Annotated in this window: 17 protein-coding genes; 13 read left to right on the forward strand and 4 right to left on the reverse strand. The window is 40.3% G+C overall.

Going from position 1 to position 18,137, the window contains the following annotated elements; genetic code table 11:
* The first annotated feature begins 14 nt into the window (after nt 1-14).
* On the forward strand, nt 15-629 hold the full coding sequence (nadD, locus tag ACLIJJ_RS07420) for a nicotinate (nicotinamide) nucleotide adenylyltransferase (RefSeq protein WP_233317811.1): 615 nt from the start codon (nt 15-17) through the stop codon (nt 627-629).
* A gap of 54 nt (nt 630-683) precedes the next feature.
* Here nadD and ACLIJJ_RS07425 read toward each other — a convergent pair whose 3' ends face one another.
* The 3 genes from ACLIJJ_RS07425 to ACLIJJ_RS07435 all read right to left on the reverse strand — a co-directional run bounded on the left by ACLIJJ_RS07425 (nt 684) and on the right by ACLIJJ_RS07435 (nt 4,615).
* On the reverse strand, nt 684-2,690 hold the full coding sequence (locus ACLIJJ_RS07425) for a metallophosphoesterase family protein (protein WP_411410732.1): 2,007 nt from the start codon (nt 2,688-2,690) through the stop codon (nt 684-686).
* Between the two features lie 100 nt (nt 2,691-2,790).
* Nucleotides 2,791-3,606 (reverse strand): hypothetical protein, encoded by an 816-nt coding sequence (locus tag ACLIJJ_RS07430; RefSeq protein ID WP_251644642.1) that lies wholly within the window; start codon nt 3,604-3,606, stop codon nt 2,791-2,793.
* 103 nt (nt 3,607-3,709) lie between these two features.
* The gene (locus ACLIJJ_RS07435; protein ID WP_233317801.1) at nt 3,710-4,615 is read right to left on the reverse strand and encodes an AraC family transcriptional regulator; all 906 of its coding nucleotides are present in this window, start codon (nt 4,613-4,615) and stop codon (nt 3,710-3,712) included.
* Nucleotides 4,616-4,785: 170 nt separating this feature from the next.
* Here ACLIJJ_RS07435 and ACLIJJ_RS07440 point away from each other — a divergent pair, with 170 nt between their 5' ends.
* The 12 genes from ACLIJJ_RS07440 (at nt 4,786) to ACLIJJ_RS07495 (ending at nt 17,116) form a co-directional block, all read left to right on the forward strand.
* Complete coding sequence (locus ACLIJJ_RS07440; protein WP_267913468.1) at nt 4,786-5,493, forward strand: ThuA domain-containing protein; 708 nt, start codon at nt 4,786-4,788, stop codon at nt 5,491-5,493.
* Nucleotides 5,494-5,518: 25 nt separating this feature from the next.
* Nucleotides 5,519-6,550 carry a Gfo/Idh/MocA family protein gene (locus ACLIJJ_RS07445; RefSeq protein ID WP_285109841.1) on the forward strand — a complete coding sequence of 344 codons (1,032 nt, stop codon included), beginning with the start codon at nt 5,519-5,521 and terminating at the stop codon, nt 6,548-6,550.
* Nucleotides 6,551-6,579: 29 nt separating this feature from the next.
* Nucleotides 6,580-7,548: a sugar phosphate isomerase/epimerase family protein gene (locus tag ACLIJJ_RS07450; RefSeq protein ID WP_237941105.1), complete on the forward strand. Its 969-nt coding sequence runs from the start codon at nt 6,580-6,582 to the stop codon at nt 7,546-7,548.
* A 24-nt stretch (nt 7,549-7,572) separates the two neighbouring features.
* Complete coding sequence (locus ACLIJJ_RS07455; protein ID WP_233317789.1) at nt 7,573-8,631, forward strand: Gfo/Idh/MocA family protein; 1,059 nt, start codon at nt 7,573-7,575, stop codon at nt 8,629-8,631.
* A 348-nt stretch (nt 8,632-8,979) separates the two neighbouring features.
* Entirely contained in the window at nt 8,980-9,597 is a 618-nt protein-coding gene (locus ACLIJJ_RS07460) for an SGNH/GDSL hydrolase family protein (RefSeq protein WP_285109843.1), read from the forward strand.
* Nucleotides 9,598-9,617: 20 nt separating this feature from the next.
* Entirely contained in the window at nt 9,618-10,616 is a 999-nt protein-coding gene (gene mgrA / locus ACLIJJ_RS07465) for an L-glyceraldehyde 3-phosphate reductase (RefSeq protein WP_411410733.1), read from the forward strand.
* A gap of 97 nt (nt 10,617-10,713) precedes the next feature.
* Entirely contained in the window at nt 10,714-11,937 is a 1,224-nt protein-coding gene (locus ACLIJJ_RS07470; RefSeq protein WP_233317783.1) for a sugar efflux transporter, read from the forward strand.
* Between the two features lie 453 nt (nt 11,938-12,390).
* A complete protein-coding gene (gene psiE, locus ACLIJJ_RS07475) occupies nt 12,391-12,831 on the forward strand; it encodes a phosphate-starvation-inducible protein PsiE (protein ID WP_396953772.1) in 441 nt (146 codons plus the stop codon).
* Nucleotides 12,832-12,868: 37 nt separating this feature from the next.
* Nucleotides 12,869-13,297, forward strand: a complete 429-nt coding sequence (locus tag ACLIJJ_RS07480; protein WP_233317776.1) for a MarR family winged helix-turn-helix transcriptional regulator — start codon at nt 12,869-12,871, stop codon at nt 13,295-13,297.
* A gap of 124 nt (nt 13,298-13,421) precedes the next feature.
* Nucleotides 13,422-15,041, forward strand: coding sequence for an MFS transporter (locus tag ACLIJJ_RS07485; protein ID WP_285109844.1), 1,620 nt, complete (start codon nt 13,422-13,424; stop codon nt 15,039-15,041).
* Nucleotides 15,042-15,061: 20 nt separating this feature from the next.
* Nucleotides 15,062-15,697 carry a biotin/lipoyl-containing protein gene (locus ACLIJJ_RS07490; protein ID WP_285109845.1) on the forward strand — a complete coding sequence of 212 codons (636 nt, stop codon included), beginning with the start codon at nt 15,062-15,064 and terminating at the stop codon, nt 15,695-15,697.
* A gap of 141 nt (nt 15,698-15,838) precedes the next feature.
* Nucleotides 15,839-17,116, forward strand: coding sequence for an MDR family MFS transporter (locus ACLIJJ_RS07495; RefSeq protein ID WP_411410812.1), 1,278 nt, complete (start codon nt 15,839-15,841; stop codon nt 17,114-17,116).
* Between the two features lie 15 nt (nt 17,117-17,131).
* Here the strand turns inward: ACLIJJ_RS07495 and ACLIJJ_RS07500 are convergent, their stop codons facing one another.
* The gene (locus ACLIJJ_RS07500; RefSeq protein ID WP_237941109.1) at nt 17,132-17,896 is read right to left on the reverse strand and encodes a DeoR/GlpR family DNA-binding transcription regulator; all 765 of its coding nucleotides are present in this window, start codon (nt 17,894-17,896) and stop codon (nt 17,132-17,134) included.
* Nucleotides 17,897-18,137: the final 241 nt, after the last annotated feature.

Genomic DNA, 18,137 nt, shown 5'->3' on the forward strand with positions numbered 1-18,137 from the left:
GGGAGAGCTTTACAATGGGGAAAATCGGAATATATGGGTCATCTTTTGATCCTGTCACGAATGTCCATTTGTGGACGGCGAGCACTGTCGCACATCGCTGTAAGCTTGATAAAGTTATTTTCCTGCCTTGCTCAAGCAAGCGTCGTGACAAACAGTTACATGTTGAAGATCAGCATCGCTGGAGGATGCTGGAGCTTGCAATTGATAACAATCCTAAATTTGTCGCAGATGATTATGAAATGAAACAAGAGGCGTGGAATATTTATACGTATAACACGTTGAATCACTTTAAAGAAGTATTTCCTGAAGATGATATTTACTTTATTATGGGTGCAGATTTGCTCGTTGATATCGGCAAAGGAAAGTGGACGAAGGGCGAGGAGCTAATTTCAGAAAATAAGTTCATTGTAATGGCAAGAAACGGCATTGATATGCTGCAGGCAATAAGTCACTCGCCTATTTTAAGAAATAATGATGATGGTACGACATTTCACCTTCTTGATAAAGGGCTGGCTATGGAAATCAGCTCTACCTACATTCGCGAGGAATTGGCAATGGGCGGAGAACCGCGCTATTTACTGCCAGACTCCTGCTACAGCTATATTAAAGAGAATAGGCTATACGAATAGGTAAAAGCAGCCGTATGAAACATCAGGACGAAGATGTTTCATACGGCTTCCATCCTATAAAAAGCTGTTATTAATTTCGCAGCCTGTAAATTCAATCAGACCAATATTGTTAGTCGTCTTAATGAGAAAGCCATTTTCTAACGTCTCATGTCGGATTGTTTCCTTCCATATACAAGCTGTGCTTGGTTCTCCCTCACTCAAGAGTTGACTGTGATCATAATAACGATGCGTAATATTCTTTTTGATAACTTGATTGCTTAAGAATAAAGATCCTTTGATTGCAAGATTGGCCAGTCCGCGAAATGATTCATTTTTAATCGGACTGCTTGTGTATTGGTGAATAGTTCTCTTGTCATGAGGAAAAAACTCGACCTCCGATTTTAAGGCGAAAGCCATATGTGCATCACCAGAAAGAATAACACACTCAGAAGGGTTCCACTTAGCTATTCTTGTATGAAATTCATGGAAACCGCGACTGTTGAATTTCCACCATTCTAAGTCCATTGCCTCCTGCAGTTTTGGGATATTTTTTGAAACAGGCAGGACAATCTTTTTTAAGAAAGTCTCAATCAGGTCGACGCCGTATAAAGGAGTTGCAGACAAAAGGATAAGAGGTTCCCCTTCTTGCCAGCCAGATTCATTAAGGCTTGATTCAAGCTGGTCCCATGCGTCCTTGTTAATCAGATTGGGGCCGTTTGTCCGGCTGGTAAGGAATGGTGTAATCATCCGTTGTTTTGTGTCAGGATAGAAGCGCTGTGTTCTAGTATCGAGGACAAGTGTAATTGGAGTAGACGGGATCGTATAATGCCAGTTGGCATAGGTCCACATTGCAGAAATCCAATTCTCATATGGAGTTGTTTTATAATTTAAGCCTTGAAGACGGGAATTAACAACAGCTAAAAAAGGGGCAGAAAAAGAATCAGGTGCATTGCCCCAGCCTTGGAAAGCCCAGTAGGCGGTCAGTCCATTTGCGACGGAATGACGGCCAAGAGGGGCAGACCAAACATTTTCCATCCAGTCAGCGGAAATGTTCCAGTCATCTGTTATATCATGATCATCAAAGATCATATAAACAGACATGTTGGCCAACACTCTGCGAATATGAGGGGTGGATGCTGCAAATTGTATCAGGCTTTTGGATTGTTCTTCATATTCTTTCCGTTTTGTGTGCAAAGCTTTGTCTGACTGTAATGATTTGTCGACAAAATACTTATTTTCAGCTAACAGATGATCCAAATTAGGGATTGCTGCTTTTTGTCCGGCTGCTTGCCAAAGAGCGGGACTCCAGCTCAAAAGGTACATCGCTGCATATTCCCCTAACGATAACAAATGATTTGCTGCTTTTCTGGAGGTAAAGCCGCACAGCTCTTTTGTCAGTTCCCCACGACCGTTCACTTGATACATTTTAGTGCTGTATTTTTGGTCAAGCTCCACACCTAAATCTTGGAGAGGTTCCTTCTTGCCGATCAATATTTCTCCAAGACTTTGAATGAATGGCGTGATTGGGTCTGCGACATCATCAGCATAGATTTGATCTCCAAGAAGGAAGAGAGAGGATGGCCTTACTTGTAAATCAGACCAGAATTCTGTAAGCAGGCTGTCTCCTTTAATTAATGCATCATTGCCTGTGCCATGCAGCTTTTGGCAAGATCCGTACATAAAGGTGCTTTTATTTTCAGGAATAAAAAAAGAAGGCAATGGATAGTCACCGTATACAATGGAATACGGATTATGTGAATCAAGCATTTGGTAGTCACCAAGATGCCATTCTTTGCTTCCATCGCTAAAAAATACATTATAGCCAAGCAGCTGTCCTGTTGGAAAGCTTCCTTCTGTTGGTTCAGCCTTCATTAAATATATAAATAAGTTTTTTCCCATTTTGACAAGGGTTGTTTCACTATGAGAACTTATACGTTCTAGAAAGCAAGCATCATTAGACTGCTGAACAGCAAACACTTCGGTTCTTGCTTCCATTGGCTTGCTTAATGCAATCCAGCAGTACAGCTCTTTGCTTTCTGTTCTTCTTAAGATTGGTCCAGCGAGGATATCAGGTAAATGCAAGATAAATCACCGCCCCCTTTTTTGTTATAGGCTATTCACCTAGCACAAAAAGGTGATAACGAAAGGGTGACAATAAATGCCACCCGCTTTCTTTGCATTATTAATAGAAAGAAGTGCTAATAGAAGCACTGCTCGTTGCTGTAGTATTCGTGCTTGAACCTGGCTTCCAGTTAAAGGGAGGCAGTGAGCTTCCAGACAGCTGTATACTGTTTGGGAAGGCTTCAGAGATAGTTTCACTAGTAACACTTGATGAACTGTCAGCATTGCTCTGCTCTTCATTTAGTTCTTGCAGTATGCTCTCGAAAATGTTAGCAATCTGTTCATCCGAGGCCGATTCTAAATCGAAGCCTGCAAGCTGGCCAGACAGATCACTAGATAATGAATCTGTAATAATGGAAGCTTCCGCAGTATCCTCCGTGTTTAAGCTGCTGATTATATTGGAAAGGAATTGACTCATCTGGGCAACAGTGTATTCCTCGCTCATTTGTGAAATCACTGGTGGAGGCATTGTTCCTATAGACATCACCCTTTGAGGCTTAGCACTTTCCAAAGTGTCTGATACTTGTTCAAAAAGGGAGGAGATTTCGTCTTCTGTACTTTCTTCTGTGTCAAATTCTGATAAGAGACTGCTGATGGTTGTATATGCTGTTTGCAAGCTGTCTTGCAGGGTAGTATCTGTCAAGCTGCCGCTCTCTTCTGCCTTCGGTTGCATATTTTTTAGAAATGCTGTTTTTTGTTCAGTTGTTAATGCTGGTAAGTCCTTTGTGCTTGTGACGGGCACCTCGCTTCCTTGGCTGCTTGCTGTGAGCATATCTTGGAATGAAGCGATAGAGTCATCTTGAGCAGTGACTGTTTGCACTGCTGATTTTTGCAGCATTTGCAAATAAGCAGAAGCATTACTTACTGATATGGACATAAAAAAACTTCCCTTCTAATAAAAATTCGGAATCTAGTAGTATAGATAAATCCGTATTAATAGTAGAGAGGAAAGCTTAAGATATGCTTAAATTTCTTTTTGTTTAAACTGCAGCATTTTGCTGCATGCGAAGACGATATTCCTTTGGAGAGCAGAGATTATGACGTTTGAACAGCTTATAAAACTGGGCAATATTGCTTATGCCAACATCAAAACTGATTTCCATAATGCTTTTTTCACTTGTTAACAGCAGCAGCTCTGCTCTTTTAATTCGTTTAAGATTCACATAGTCTATAAAGGAAATTCCCATGCTTTTTTTGAAATACTTAATGAAATAGTGATAGCTTAAGTTTAAGATAGAGCAGGCTTCCTCGACAAAAAGCTTATCTTTTAGATGATCTTCAATATAATCTAGCACTGGCTTTAGCCGGGTGAAGCTTTCCGCATCGGCAAATTTCAGCAAATTTTGCTCGTCGTTTCTAATGAGCAGCAGCAAAAGCTTTTTTATGGCCGAATTGATGGCAATCTCATATCCTTTTTCCTTTTGCTGTGCCTCCATATAAATCTCCATAATCAGGCTGTATACCTGTTTTTTTACTTGTTCATTTTTTTCAAAAATATAATTTAAATGCTGCAGCGGTGTTGTGACCTCAGAAAAGCAATGCAAATAGGGCAGGATGCTCTGGTCAAAATGCTTCACTAAGTCTACTTGAAACACAATATAGCGCAGATTTCCTTTAGAAGGTTTACATGTCCGGTGGGGCTGGGATGCACCCATAATATAAGTGTCCCCACTTCCAATCACAGTGGATTGATATTGGTGCTGAATCGCTAAATTGCCCTCCATGATTGCGAGAAATTCGACTTCCTTATGAAAATGCCATGTCTCCTGCTCGATAAGCGCAGTATAATCCGGCTCATCATTAATTTCCCAAACCTTTAAAGATAATAACGGATTTTCATAATGAACCACTTCATTAACAGGTTCTTCATATGTATTTTTAACCATTCTCTAAGACCCCCGACAAAAGATATAAATGCATCATCCATTATGGAAGTGTATTTTTTTATTTTCGATAAATGACACAATTGAATAAAAAGAAGCCAATTTTGAGCATTTATTAAATCGCTTTCATTTTTTATAATGATACCATAAATCGGTATTGGAGTGTGGCTAACTTGATAACTATATGGAACGAAAATCGCCATGAAAAAATAAATCCTGTTGTAGCGGAAATTTACCCTGATGGTATACACGGCTGTATTGACAGCGTTCTAAAAAATGCAGGCTTTGATACAAAAACGGCAACCTTGGATGATCCGGAGCACGGCCTGACAGATGAGGTGCTGGAAAACACAGATGTTCTTGTCTGGTGGGGGCATATTGCGCATGGAGAAGTAAAGGACGAAATTGTAGAAAAAGTGCATAAGCGTGTTCTAGATGGAATGGGACTTATCGTCTTGCACTCCGGCCATTTTTCGAAAATATTCAAAAAGCTAATGGGAACAAGCTGTGATTTGAAGTGGAGAGAAGCGGATGATAAGGAAAGGCTGTGGGTAGTTGCTCCAAGTCATCCGATTGCTGAAGGAATCGGTGAATATATCGAGCTAGAAAAAGAGGAGATGTATGGCGAGCATTTTGATATCCCAGCACCAGATGAGCTGATTTTTACAAGCTGGTTTACAGGCGGAGAAGTGTTCAGAAGCGGCTGTACATACCAAAGAGGGAACGGAAAAATATTTTATTTCAGACCGGGACATGAAACGTATCCTACATATCATCAGAAAGACATTCAACAAGTCATCATTAATGCAGTGAACTGGGCGAAGCCGGTTGCCAGAACACGTCCTGTATACGGGAACAGTCAGCCTTTAGAAAAGTTATAGAAAAAAATCATAGGGGGAAAAAAACATGAGTACATTAAAAATTGGTGTAATTGGCTGCGGGAGCATCGCTCAGCACAGGCATCTGCCTGAATACAGCTGGAATAAGAATGTGGAGATAGTCGCTGTTTGTGATATTAATGAGGAGCGCGCTCTTGAGATTGGCAAAAAATATGGTGCAAAAGCATATACAGATTATACAGAGCTTCTTGCTGTTGCAGAAATCGATGCGGTAAGTGTATGTACACCAAACTATCTGCATGCACCAATTTCTGTTGCTGCATTGAATGCAGGCAAACATGTGCTGTGCGAAAAGCCGATGGCAACCTCATCTGAAGAAGCAGCCCAAATGATAGAAGCAGCCAAAAAGAGCGGAAAAAAGTTAATGATCGGGCATAATCAGCGTTTTGTAAAATCACATCAAAAAGCTCGTGAACTAATTAAATCAGGTGAAATTGGCAAATTATACAGTTTCCGCACAGCATTCGGCCATGGTGGTCCGGAGCAATGGAGCGTGGACGGCAAGGGAAGCTGGTTCTTCCAGAAAGAAAAAGCATTCATTGGCGCAATGGGAGACTTAGGTGTTCATAAAACAGACCTTCTCCGCTATATTCTAGGGGAGGAATTCGTTGAGGTTGGAGCCTTTGTGGAAACAAATGCGAAGGATTTTGCCGATGTGGATGATAATGCTGTGTGCGTATTGAAGACAGAAAGCGGAGTAATCGGAACATTGGCGGCAAGCTGGGCTTACACGAGCAAAGAAGATAACTCGACGGTGATTTACGGTGAGAAGGCAATCTTAAGATTGGAAGATCATCCTCAATACTCTTTAATCGTGCAGTATGCTAATGGGGAAACCGTAAACTATGAGCTTGGTAAAATCCAATCAAATGATGAAGGCGGCCAAAATGCAACAGGTGTGATTGATCATTTTGTCGCTTCCATTCTAACGGACAGTGAACCTTTGATTACAGGAGAAGAAGGCAAAAAATCTCTGGAAGTTATATTAGGTGCGATTAAATCAAAAGAGACAAAGCAAATCGCAACAATAATTCAATAAAATATATAGATTAGAAGGAGAGAATGGCAATGAAACTAGGAGTCTTTACAGTCCTGTTTGCAGATAAATCGTTTGAAGAAATGCTTGATGCAGTAAAGGAAGCCGGCCTGCAGGCTGTTGAAATCGGCACAGGAGGCTATCCGGGCAATGCACACTGTGATTTGGACACATTGCTGGAGGATGAAACAAAGAGGCAGGAATATATAAAGAAAGTCGAAGACAGAGGATTAATGATAAGTGCGTTCAGTTGTCACGGCAACCCAATTTCTCCTGAGAAGGAGTTCGCGTTGAAATCTCATGAAACTTTGATGAAAACAATCAAGCTTGCCTCCCTTCTAAATGTGCCTGTTGTTAATTGCTTCTCTGGAACAGCTGGTGATCATGAAGGAGCGAAGTTTCCGAATTGGCCAGTCACTCCATGGCCAACTGAATACAGTGATGTGAAAACATGGCAATGGGAGGAAAAGCTGATTCCTTACTGGAAGGAAGTAGGACAGTACGCAAGTGATCACAATGTGAAAATTGGTCTTGAACTGCATGGCGGATTCTTAGTTCATACTCCATACACACTTTTGAAGCTGCGCGAAGAAACATGTGATGCAATCGGCGCCAACCTTGATCCAAGCCACTTATGGTGGCAGGGCATTGATCCTGTGGGAGCCATTAAAATATTGGCAAAAGCAAATGCAATCCATCATTTCCATGCTAAAGATACGTATATCGACCAGGATAATGCGAATATGTATGGATTGACAGATATGCAGCCATACGGAAATGTACAGTCAAGGGCGTGGACTTTCCGGTCTGTCGGCTGCGGCCATAGTGCTGCAGAATGGTCTGATATGATGAGTGCATTGCGCACATACGGCTATGACTATGTTGTCAGTATCGAGCATGAGGATCCACTTATGTCTATCCGTGAAGGACTGGCAAGAGCTGTATCAACACTTAAGTCAGTTGTTATCGAAGAAGCACCATCTCAAATGTGGTGGGCATAAATACCAATTTAGGAGGATTTAAGCATGACTTCATATAAAGTAGGGATCGTAGGGTGTGGCAATATTTTTCCGATGCATGCACAATCAATCGTAACAAGAGAAGATGCTGAGCTTGTTGCAGTTTGTGATGTAAAAAAAGACCGGGCAGATTCAAAAGCGGCCATTTATAATTGTGCCAGCTACACAGACTATGAAAAGATGTTTGAGCAAGAGTCTCTCGATGTTATCCATATTTGTCTGCCCCATCATTTGCATGCGCCTGTTGCCATTGCTGCAGCAAAAAGAAAGATTCATGTGCTGACAGAAAAGCCGATGTCTATCAGCTTAGAAGATGCAGAAGAGATGGTAGCAGCACATCAGGAAAATGGCACAACATTAGGCGTTATTTTCCAGAATCGTTATAATCCAGGCTCTCAGCTTATTAAGAGGATGCTTGTAAACGGTGAATTGGGTGCGATTAAATCAGGAAAATTATCAGTAACATGGGACCGCTCTGATGAATATTATCAAAAAAGTGATTGGAAAGGTACGTGGGAGAAAGAAGGCGGCGGCGTTATTATCGACCAGGCGATTCACACATTAGATTTGATGAGATGGTTCATTGACAGTGATATTAAATATGTCGATGCAACCATCAGCAACAGAGCTCATGAAATAATTGAAGTAGAGGATTCTGCTGAAGGAGTAATTTCCTTTCAAAACAATGTTGTAGCAGCTTTTCATGCCATCAATTACTACACATATGATGCACCTGTGGAAATAGAGCTGCATTGTGAACAAGGAATTGCTAAAATGGTTGCAGACCGTGCAACTGTTCGTTTGATGGATGGCAGAGAGTTTATCGCTGACAATAATCCGCAAGAAACATTCCATTATGATAATGGTGCAAAGGGCTATTGGGGTGTAAGTCATGTCAAGCAAATCAACAATTTCTATGAGTCTCTAAAATCAGGAGCAGCACCTGATATTACGGGAACAGATGCATTAAAAACACAAAAAATGATTTGTGCTATCTATGAATCTGGCAAGAAAAGAGAAAGAGTTGTATTCCAACAAAATACATCGCAAAAAGAATTGGCTTGACGAACCTTTCTGAAGACTCAAAGGTAGCTGAAACACTCTGCAATGACATTTGCCAAAAGCTATACTAAATTAATTGACTTGATTAAATGAAAGTCAAAAAACAAATTTAGCAGCCATTGTCCAAGCAGAACGTGAATAAATATGAAGAGGATTCCTGATTGGGGGTCCTCTTTCTTAGCTGTCAACAAAAAAAACATGTTTTTCAATTTTTGTAAATAGAAAAAAAGGGTTTGCAAATAGAATAAGAGAATGCTAGTATTGGTGCGAACAATGTGATGAAAGCGTTTGAACTATTAATATATACATGTAGAACACTTAAACTTTTGTGAGGGAAAGAGGTTGGTCAGCTTGAACAAAAAGGATCTATTGCTGTTCATTGGTGACAGCATTACAGAAGCAGGCAGATATGAAGATCCGGAACAGATTGGTTTCAGCTATGTCCGTTATATTAGAGATTATATGGCGATTAATCGGCCAGAGTCTCTCCCAACAATCATCAATAAAGGGATTGGCGGCAATAGAGTCCCTGATTTGGCGGAGCGCTGGGAAGCAGATGTACTGAATCTAAAGCCAGATTATGTATCGATATCAATTGGCATCAATGATGTATGGCGACAGCTGGATTCCCCGCATCAAGAGTCATTGTCGCCAGAACAATTTAAAGAAGTTTATGCTAATTTGATTGAGCAAGTTTGCGCCCGCACAAATGCCAAAGTCATTTTAATGGAGCCGACTGTAATCGAAGAGAATGTAGATGCCCAAGGAAACAGGCTGCTCATACCATATGTAAAAGCAGTACAGGAACTGGCTGAAAGCTATAATGCCGTGCTTGTGCCAACACATACAGCATTTATTGCATATCTTCAAAAAGAGAATCACCAAGTGCTGACAACAGACGGTGTTCATATGAATACAGCTGGAAATATGCTGATGGCACAAACATGGCTTCAAGCCGTCTTAAACTAAATCGAAAAGGAGATAACGAAATGGTGTATACAGCGAATGAAAACCGTTATGAATCGATGAAATATAATCGAGCTGGAAACTCAGGTCTTTTGCTCCCAGCCATCGCTTTAGGGCTTTGGCATAATTTTGGCGGTGTGGATACATATGAAAATGGCCGGGCTATTTTAAGGAAAGCATTTGATTTGGGCATCACCCATTTCGACCTGGCAAATAATTACGGGCCGCCGCCTGGAACAGCGGAAGAGATGTTCGGAAAAATGTTAAAGGATGATTTTGCGCCATATCGGGATGAAATGGTTATTTCCACTAAGGCAGGCTATCATATGTGGCCAGGTCCATATGGTGACTGGGGCTCAAAAAAATATCTTGTTTCCAGTCTTGATCAAAGCTTGAAAAGACTGGGACTTGAGTATGTGGATATCTTTTACTCGCATCGTCCAGATCCAAATACGCCTTTAGAGGAGACGATGTCGGCTCTTGACCTCGTTGTTCGGCAAGGGAAAGCTATGTATGTTGGAATCTCTAACTATAGTGCAGAACAGACTGCAGAAGCAGTCAAAATTCTCAATCGCCTTGGCACTCCGCTGCTTATTCATCAGCCGAAATATTCTCTTTTGGACCGCTGGATAGAAACAGGGCTTCAAGACGTATTAGCAGAAAACGGTGTTGGTTCGATTGCCTTTTGTCCGCTGGCACAAGGTTTGCTGACAAGCAAATACGCAAACGGCATTCCGGAAAATTCAAGGGCTGCAAAACCACAAAGCTTCCTGAAGAAAGACCAGGTTACCGAGGAGTTGGTAGATCGCGTGATGAAATTGAATCAAATTGCATCAAACCGCGGTCAAAGCCTTGCTCAAATGTCATTAGCATGGGTTCTTCGCCATGGGAAAGTTACTTCTGCTCTCATCGGTGCAAGCCGAGTTAGCCAAGTTGAAGAAAATGTCGCAGCACTGAACAACTTAGATTTTTCGGAGAAAGAGCTTGCAGATATTGATTATATTTTAACTGCTTCCTTCTAGCAGTTACAAAATAACATTGCTGTCTAAATGGCAGCAATGTTTGTTTGCTAAAGACTGAATACAACTGTATTGATAGAAAAAAGGAGAGGAAATCATCATGATAAAAAAACTGTTGTTTGTGTGGAGAATCCCATCATTTCCAATTCTTTTTTTAGCGAATTTCATATTTGGCTTATCTATGTCATTTTTTGCCCCATTCTCTTCCCTTTTTGGAATTGATGAGGTTGGAATGAGCAATATCGGATTTGGGGTATTTATGACAATTATGGCAATTGGCGGTGTCGTAATCAGCACCATCATTGCCAAAAAATCAGATGCACAATTAAGCAGAAAGAAAATTTTATTATTTACAAGCTTTACAGGCATGCTCGGCTATATAGGCTTTGCCTTTGTCCGGGATTATCTCTTTTTGGCAGTGATAGCCTTTGTTCTGCTTGGTTCGGCAGCTGCCTCTGTGCCGCAGCTGTGGGCCTATGCGCGGGAGGCGCTGTATCATTCTGATGTTCCGAAAGAACAGGTGCCGTTTGTAATGAATGTTTTCAGGATGTTCTTTGCCCTTTCCTGGACAGTAGGACCTGCAGCAGCAGCATGGCTGCTGGCAATAATAGACTTCAAAGGATTGTTTCTGTTAGTTGCAGCAAGCTATGGAATAGGAATGATTGTAATACTGCTTTTCTTGAAGGATATTCCGAAAATTGTTGGTGAAAAGAAGGCTGTCCCTACCGGGGTGAGCTCTTATGTCCGGAAGCCTCATATATTCGGAAACTTGGCTGCTGCTTTGCTTTTAGCAGCGGCAACATCAATTCATATGTTGAATGCTCCGCAATTTGTTACTAAAGTGCTTGGTGGCAGCGAGTTTGATGTTGGATTAATATTCAGTGTGCCGCCGATTTTTGAAGTACCGATGATGATTGCTGTCGGAATCTTGGCTACAAAGCTTGATAACAGTCTGCTCATAAGGATAGGCTTTGGCATTGCTGCCATTTATTTTACTCTATTCTTTTTTGTTGGCGAACCTTGGCAGATCTATCCACTGCAAATATTAAGTGCTGCACAAGTTTCCATTACTTCAGGAATTGCCATTTCTTATTTTCAGGATTTTATTCCTCAAGCACAAGGAACGGCAACAACACTGTATATGAATTCTACCCAAATCGGCAACACGGTTGGTTATTTACTGTTTGGCGTTTTAGCAGAAGCGATGAGCTATGGCAATGTCATTATTATTTATGCGATTTTCGCCATTGTTGCCTTACTATGTCTAATCCTTTTCGGAAAGGAAAAGCAAAAAGCACAAACAGCATCGTTTCGGATGGAATAAAGTTTTATGAAAAAGGCAGTGACATAAGTATGTAAATTTGTGTAAAAACCGATCTATTTAATCATGTATTGATTAATAGATCGGTTTTTGTGTTTTAGTTTTAATACACTAATTAAAAATCTTAGTGGAATGGAGCGGAGGACACTCAACTCCTGTGGGAAATAGAGGAAAGGATGAGACTACGCAGGCGAAGACGAGGAGGCTCATCTTCCTCCCCGCGGAAAGCGAGTGGCTGGAGCGCAATGAAACGAACTAATTTTAAAGCCGTAATTTAGTCACAAGCTTTATTTTTCAAATTGTAATCTTATTAATCGTGTTTAGACTGGTTATCTTTCGTTTTATCTCAACCTCTTTTTTTATAGCCAAATAAAAATTGCAGTAAACTCATAGTAAAAAAATAAATTTATGTATAAAATAAAAGAATCGTTTGAAATTATCCTCAAGCTAGGAGGAGTGTTGTTGGAGTCTCGAAAGGAAAAAGAGAAAAAACAAGTAAAAAAACAGCATTTGCTGCTTGCCAATATCTTGCAGCAAATTTTGAATATTTCCTTGATTTTGCTTGCGTTAATGCTAAGTGTTTTATTATGCAAAGAAATCATTTACTTTGTCGGACATGCAATGGAGCTCCATCAGATAAGCAGCAATTATGAACTGCTTGAAAGAATATTGGTGTTCTTTTTGTACTTTGAGTTTATTGCCCTCATAGTGAAATATTTTCAAGAAAGCTATCACTTTCCATTAAGATACTTTCTTTATATCGGCATCACTGCAATGGTCAGACTTATCATTGTCTACCACGATAATCCATTGCACACACTGCTGTATACCTGTGCTATTCTTGTATTAGTTATCAGCTACTACATAATCTCGGCAGCATCATCAAGGAAACATTAGAAATAGTAAAGAGAAGCTTCAAAGGGGGAGGATGCAAATGAATAGTTCACTTCAGTCGATAGAATATGAAGTTGCACTTCTGGTTCGTTTAATTACGGCAAGCAATCCAAAGCTTGGGAGTCTTGATCGATCCGAATACTTAATATTAAGTGAATTACAGCAAAAAGGGCCGATTGGAATTAATGAAATAGCACACCAGCTGCTGTTAAATATCTCAACTGCCAGCAGACAGGTTAGTAATCTCGAAACGAAAGCTTATATTAAAAGATACCCTGATGCGAATAATGGACGGATAAGCCTGATTGAAATAACAGAAGAAGGACTTGAGGTTCTAAAACGAGTGCAAAAGGCACGCCGTACAGTGTATGGGGATATCTTAAAAGACTGGAAACAGGAAGAAATCGGCCAATTGGATAAATTAATTAGTCGCCTTAATGCTGATTTTAAGAAGTGGGGGCAAGATTAAAAGGGATTCTTACAAAGAGTCTCTTTTTTTCTGCCGTAAAAAAAGATTGATTATTTATTTATATATTGTATAATACAACTTGTTGTATACAATATATAAATAACCACAAAAAGGGGGAGGGAAAATGAGTCAGCAAGTTAATACATCTGCATCTGAATCAGAGAAGGTGGCAGTTCCTCCATATTTAATCATTTCCATCTTGACAATATTCGCCATCGGTTCACAGTATTTTTCCAATCTTTCTTATATATTAAACCAAGGTGTGATACAAAATGGTTTGCAGCTTGGAACAAGCAGCCTATTGCTGCCTTCGACCTTATCTAATCTTGGGTTTGCATTTGGTGTGCCTATAGGACCAGTGTTGACAAGGAAATTTGGTTTACGAAAGAACTATTTGCTGTTTACATTTATTTTTCTGATTGGCTCCATTATGGCAGTCCTTACAGAAGATTTATTGTTTCTTATCATCGGGAGGGTTGTCCAAGGAATCAGTGCAGGATTTTTGTTTTTAACGATCTTGCCTGCCAGTCTAAAGTCGTTTCCTAATAAAATCAGGAACACGTTTTTGCTGATGATCATCACAGGTCTGTTCGGTGCTAGCGCTTTAGGTGCTTTATTTGGAGCCGTATCCTTACAGGCCGGCGCTTGGCGCTGGCTGTTTGTGCTGAATGTTATAGCTTCTGTTCTGTGTTTATTGGTTGGCTTTTTCGGTTTGCCAAAGCTAGAGCAGAAAGAAGAGCATTTGCCACAGGACAAAACAGGCATATTCCTATGGACGGCTTTGCTAGCGGTGCTTGCCGTTCCATTATGTAATTTAGTGGACAAAGGCTTTTCATCAATCTATGTTTGGCCATTTTTACTAGCAGCTTTCATACTGATGTGCCTATTTATTGTTGTTGATAGAAAGGCCGAAACCCCATTAGTGCCATTTAGAACATTAAAGGCATCAAAGCCTATCTCAGGCACAATCATGGCCATCGCTTCTCATCTGGCATTAGTTTTTGCAATTGCTGGTATTAATGGGTTCTTACGCAATAATTTAGATTTGCCGTTTGTATACTTGTCCCATTTTTATTTCTGGTTTTTCGTCGGTATAGTTGTGACAGCTGTTCTAAAAACGGTTTTATATGACAAATTAGGAGCAGGTATCCTTGGTATTATTGGTTCAATTGCCGTTATTTACGTAAGCATTCAATGGAGAACGATTGATTCAGCAACCTCCTTGCATGAATTATATTTTCAAGTCGCCTGCCTAGGAGCGGGGGTAAGCATGGTATTAGTGGGTGGAGCATTAGGAACTGCTCTTGCAGGAGACATTCACCAAGCCTCCATGCGGTCTGTCACGTTACATTCTATGCGTAACTTTGCCGGTGCCATTGTTTCCCCGTTACTCGCATGGTTTTTAACAAAGCAAAACGCCGTCAATTATGAAATGCTTCGCTGGAGCCTGCAAAGTGACAGTTCAGAGTTTAAATTGGAAATGGCAAATTGGACGCGTCGTTTAATGGGGCAGGGGAATTCTGTTGCAGATGCAAAATCATTGGCATCTTATGAACTCGTTGTTCATGCCAAAAAATCTGCTATTTTAGGAGCCTACCATCAGCTTTTCACAATACTGCTAGTTTTAGGTGTAATTATGCTGCTTTCTTCCATCGGTAAAGTTGCCACAGGCAAGGGCAGATCACTTGTTCAAAAACCGTCAAAGGAAGCTGTAAATCACAAGGCGGAAAACATTAGAGTCTAATCAAGATTGGAGAGAAACAGATGAGCAAAGGGAAAATATTATTAATAAACTTCATCGGACTTGTTGTTATATTAGGTCTGATTGCTTTAGGAGCTTATTTTTATTATCAAAACAAAAATTATGTAAAAACAGATGATGCTGTCGTTTCAGCAGATATTACGGAGATTGTGGCGCCAACTTCAGGGGTTCTAACGAGCTGGAACGGGGAAGCTGGAAAAGATATAAATAAAAAGGAATCAGTAGGAAAGGTAAGCAGTGGGAAGACTGCAAGTAACGTAAACAGTATGGAGGCTGGAACGATTATTAAAAATGAAGCAAAGGCAAATGAGCTTGTTCAAGCAGGGCAGGTGCTCGCTCAAACAGCAGATATGGATCATATGTATGTTTTAGCGAATATTAAGGAAACCGAATTAAAAGACATTGAGATTGGTGATAATGTTGATATAACCGTGGACGGTGATTCAGATGTAATGTTTGACGGAAAGATAGAAGATATCAGCTATGCGACAAACTCTGTCTTTTCTGCATTGCCTTCGCAAAATGCAACAGGGAATTATACGAAAGTGACACAAAAAGTCCAAGTGAAAATTTCCATTCAGAATCCGACAAAAAAAGTGCTGCTCGGTATGAATGCAGAGGTAAAGATATCTATTTAAGAAAAAGGGCAAATCCTAAGAAACTAGCTTAGGGTTTGTCCTTTTTCGTTTTCTTAATATAGTAAAATTAACTTGAGGATGCATGTAAAAGATTGGTATTATAGAAGAAGATTATAGAAAGAGAGAATGCTTCGTATGAGTATGCGTCTAAGAGATTGGGATCAGAATTTAAAGATCCGCCTTGCAGGGGAATCTGTTGTTAATATTACATTTTGGATGTTCTTCCCTTTTTTAGCTATATATTTTACTGATTCCTTCGGAAAATCAACAGCTGGCCTGCTGTTAATATTATCTCAAGTTGTTTCCTGTGCAGCCAATTTGCTCGGAGGCTATTATGCAGATAAATACGGCAGGAAAAGAATGATGGTGCTGTCAGCATTTGCCCAGGGAGCTGCATTCACCGTTTTTGCCTTTTCAAGCTCCCCTTGGCTTGACTCAGCACTGCTAGGGTTTGTGTGCTTTACTGTTGTAAGTATGTTCGGTGCAGTGTATTGGCCGGCAAGTCAGGCAATGATAGCGGATGTAGCGGAAGAGAAGGATCGCAGCGATGTATTTGCGATTTTTTATACGTCGACAAATATTGCAGTCGTGATTGGCCCTATTATTGGCGGTATTTTTTTCGCTGATTACCGATTTGCATTACTGCTGATGGCCGGCGTGCTGAATCTTGTTCTCGGCATTGTTCTTCATTATAAGATCACAGAGACTGCACCCGTTTCCAAAATGGAGGAGAGCGGGCAAGCAAGTAATTGGATTTCTGTGCTCGGCGATCAGCTTAAAGATTATAAGGTAATCATGAATGACCGCATTTTTTTGCTTTTCATCATCGCAGGCGTGCTTGTCGGACAAACCTTCATGCAATTAGATCTCCTGTTTCCAGTGTATATAAATGAAGTGGTGACAGACCAGCCTTTGCTTCAATTCGGTAATTGGTCTTATGTGGTGGAAAGCACACAGGCATTTGGTCTTGTGCTCGCAGAAAACGGCTTGTTAGTCGCTATCTTTACAATTACAGTTACAAGATGGATGAGTAAATACAAAGAACGGAATGTGTTTATCATATCTTCGTTTATTTATGCCGCTTCTGTGCTGTTATTTAGCCAAACTTCATGGATTTGGGGGCTGCTGCTGGCGATGCTTGTGTTTACGCTGGCAGAGTTGATGACAGCTGGCATACAGCAAGGGTTCATTTCCGAGCTTGCACCAGCTGATAAAAGGGGGAAGTATTATGCCGCTGCAAGTCTGCGCTACACCTTCTCGAAAATGATTGCACCATTGTCCATTCCGATGAGTGCATGGGTGGGCTATACGTGGACATTCTTCTTTATCAGCTTGTTAGCCATATTAAGTGGTGTAATTTATTACCGGCTATTTGTTAAATTCGAACAAAGAAAAATGGAAACAGCTCCTAAATGGTAATTTAGGAGCTGTTTTTTATGCTTCTTTTTGAGCAATGACAAGCTTAATATTGTTTTCACTTGCGAATGCCTGATATTCCTTTGGAGGCTCGGCACCTGTTATTAAGTAGTCAATATCATGTAGAGTGCAGTATGTCATTAATGCATATTTATCAAACTTATGATGGTCAACAAGCAAGTAAACCTCAGCACTTCTTTCGACAACATTCTTTTTAATTTCGCTTTCTAATGGGGAGGAGTTTGTGACACCATTACTGATGGAAATCCCTGTTGATGCCATAAAGGCCTTATTGATGTTATAGGATTTGATAACATCTGTGCTTTGGATGCTTGCAAAGGATTTCGTTTTTCTTTCTAGCACACCGCCAAATGTTATAATATGAAGATTTTCATATGGCAGTGCTTTAATGATGAAATCGAGATTATTTGTAATAATGGAAAGCTGTTTTGTTTTAAGGTACTCCAGCATTTCCAATGTGGTTGTGCCTGAATCAATAAAAATTATATCACCGTCTTGAACGAACTCGGCTGCGTTCTTACCAATCAGCATTTTCTCATCCTTATTGCGTATTTGCCGATCGTTAAAAGAAACGAGTGTCGCATGGTTAACGGCAACCCCACCATAGACTTTTTTAAGCTCTCCTTCTTCAACAAGCTCCTGTATGTCTCTGCGAATCGTATTTTTAGAGACATTAAATACTTCTACCAGTTCATCTAAAGAAACAGTTTCATGTTCATGCACATAATCCTGAATTTCCTTGATTCGTTTATTCTTCAGCATTTTTCTAGCCACCTTTTATTATTCCGCTATCTTTTATTTAAGTCTGTCTATTATCAAAGCTGCCCTGAAGTTACTTGAATACATTATTAATCCTGCATCCGCAGTTAAAATATGAAAGTCTAGTAACAGCATTTTTTTATTAACTTAGCTAAATTATACCAAAAACTAACCAAGAGTTCACCATAAAAATTAGAAATTTTCTTGTTCGTCACGAGCAAATCTAGGGGGGGATTCAGTTTGG

This window comes from Niallia laureatilytica, assembly GCF_046613985.1.
GTDB lineage: Bacteria > Bacillota > Bacilli > Bacillales > Cytobacillaceae > Niallia.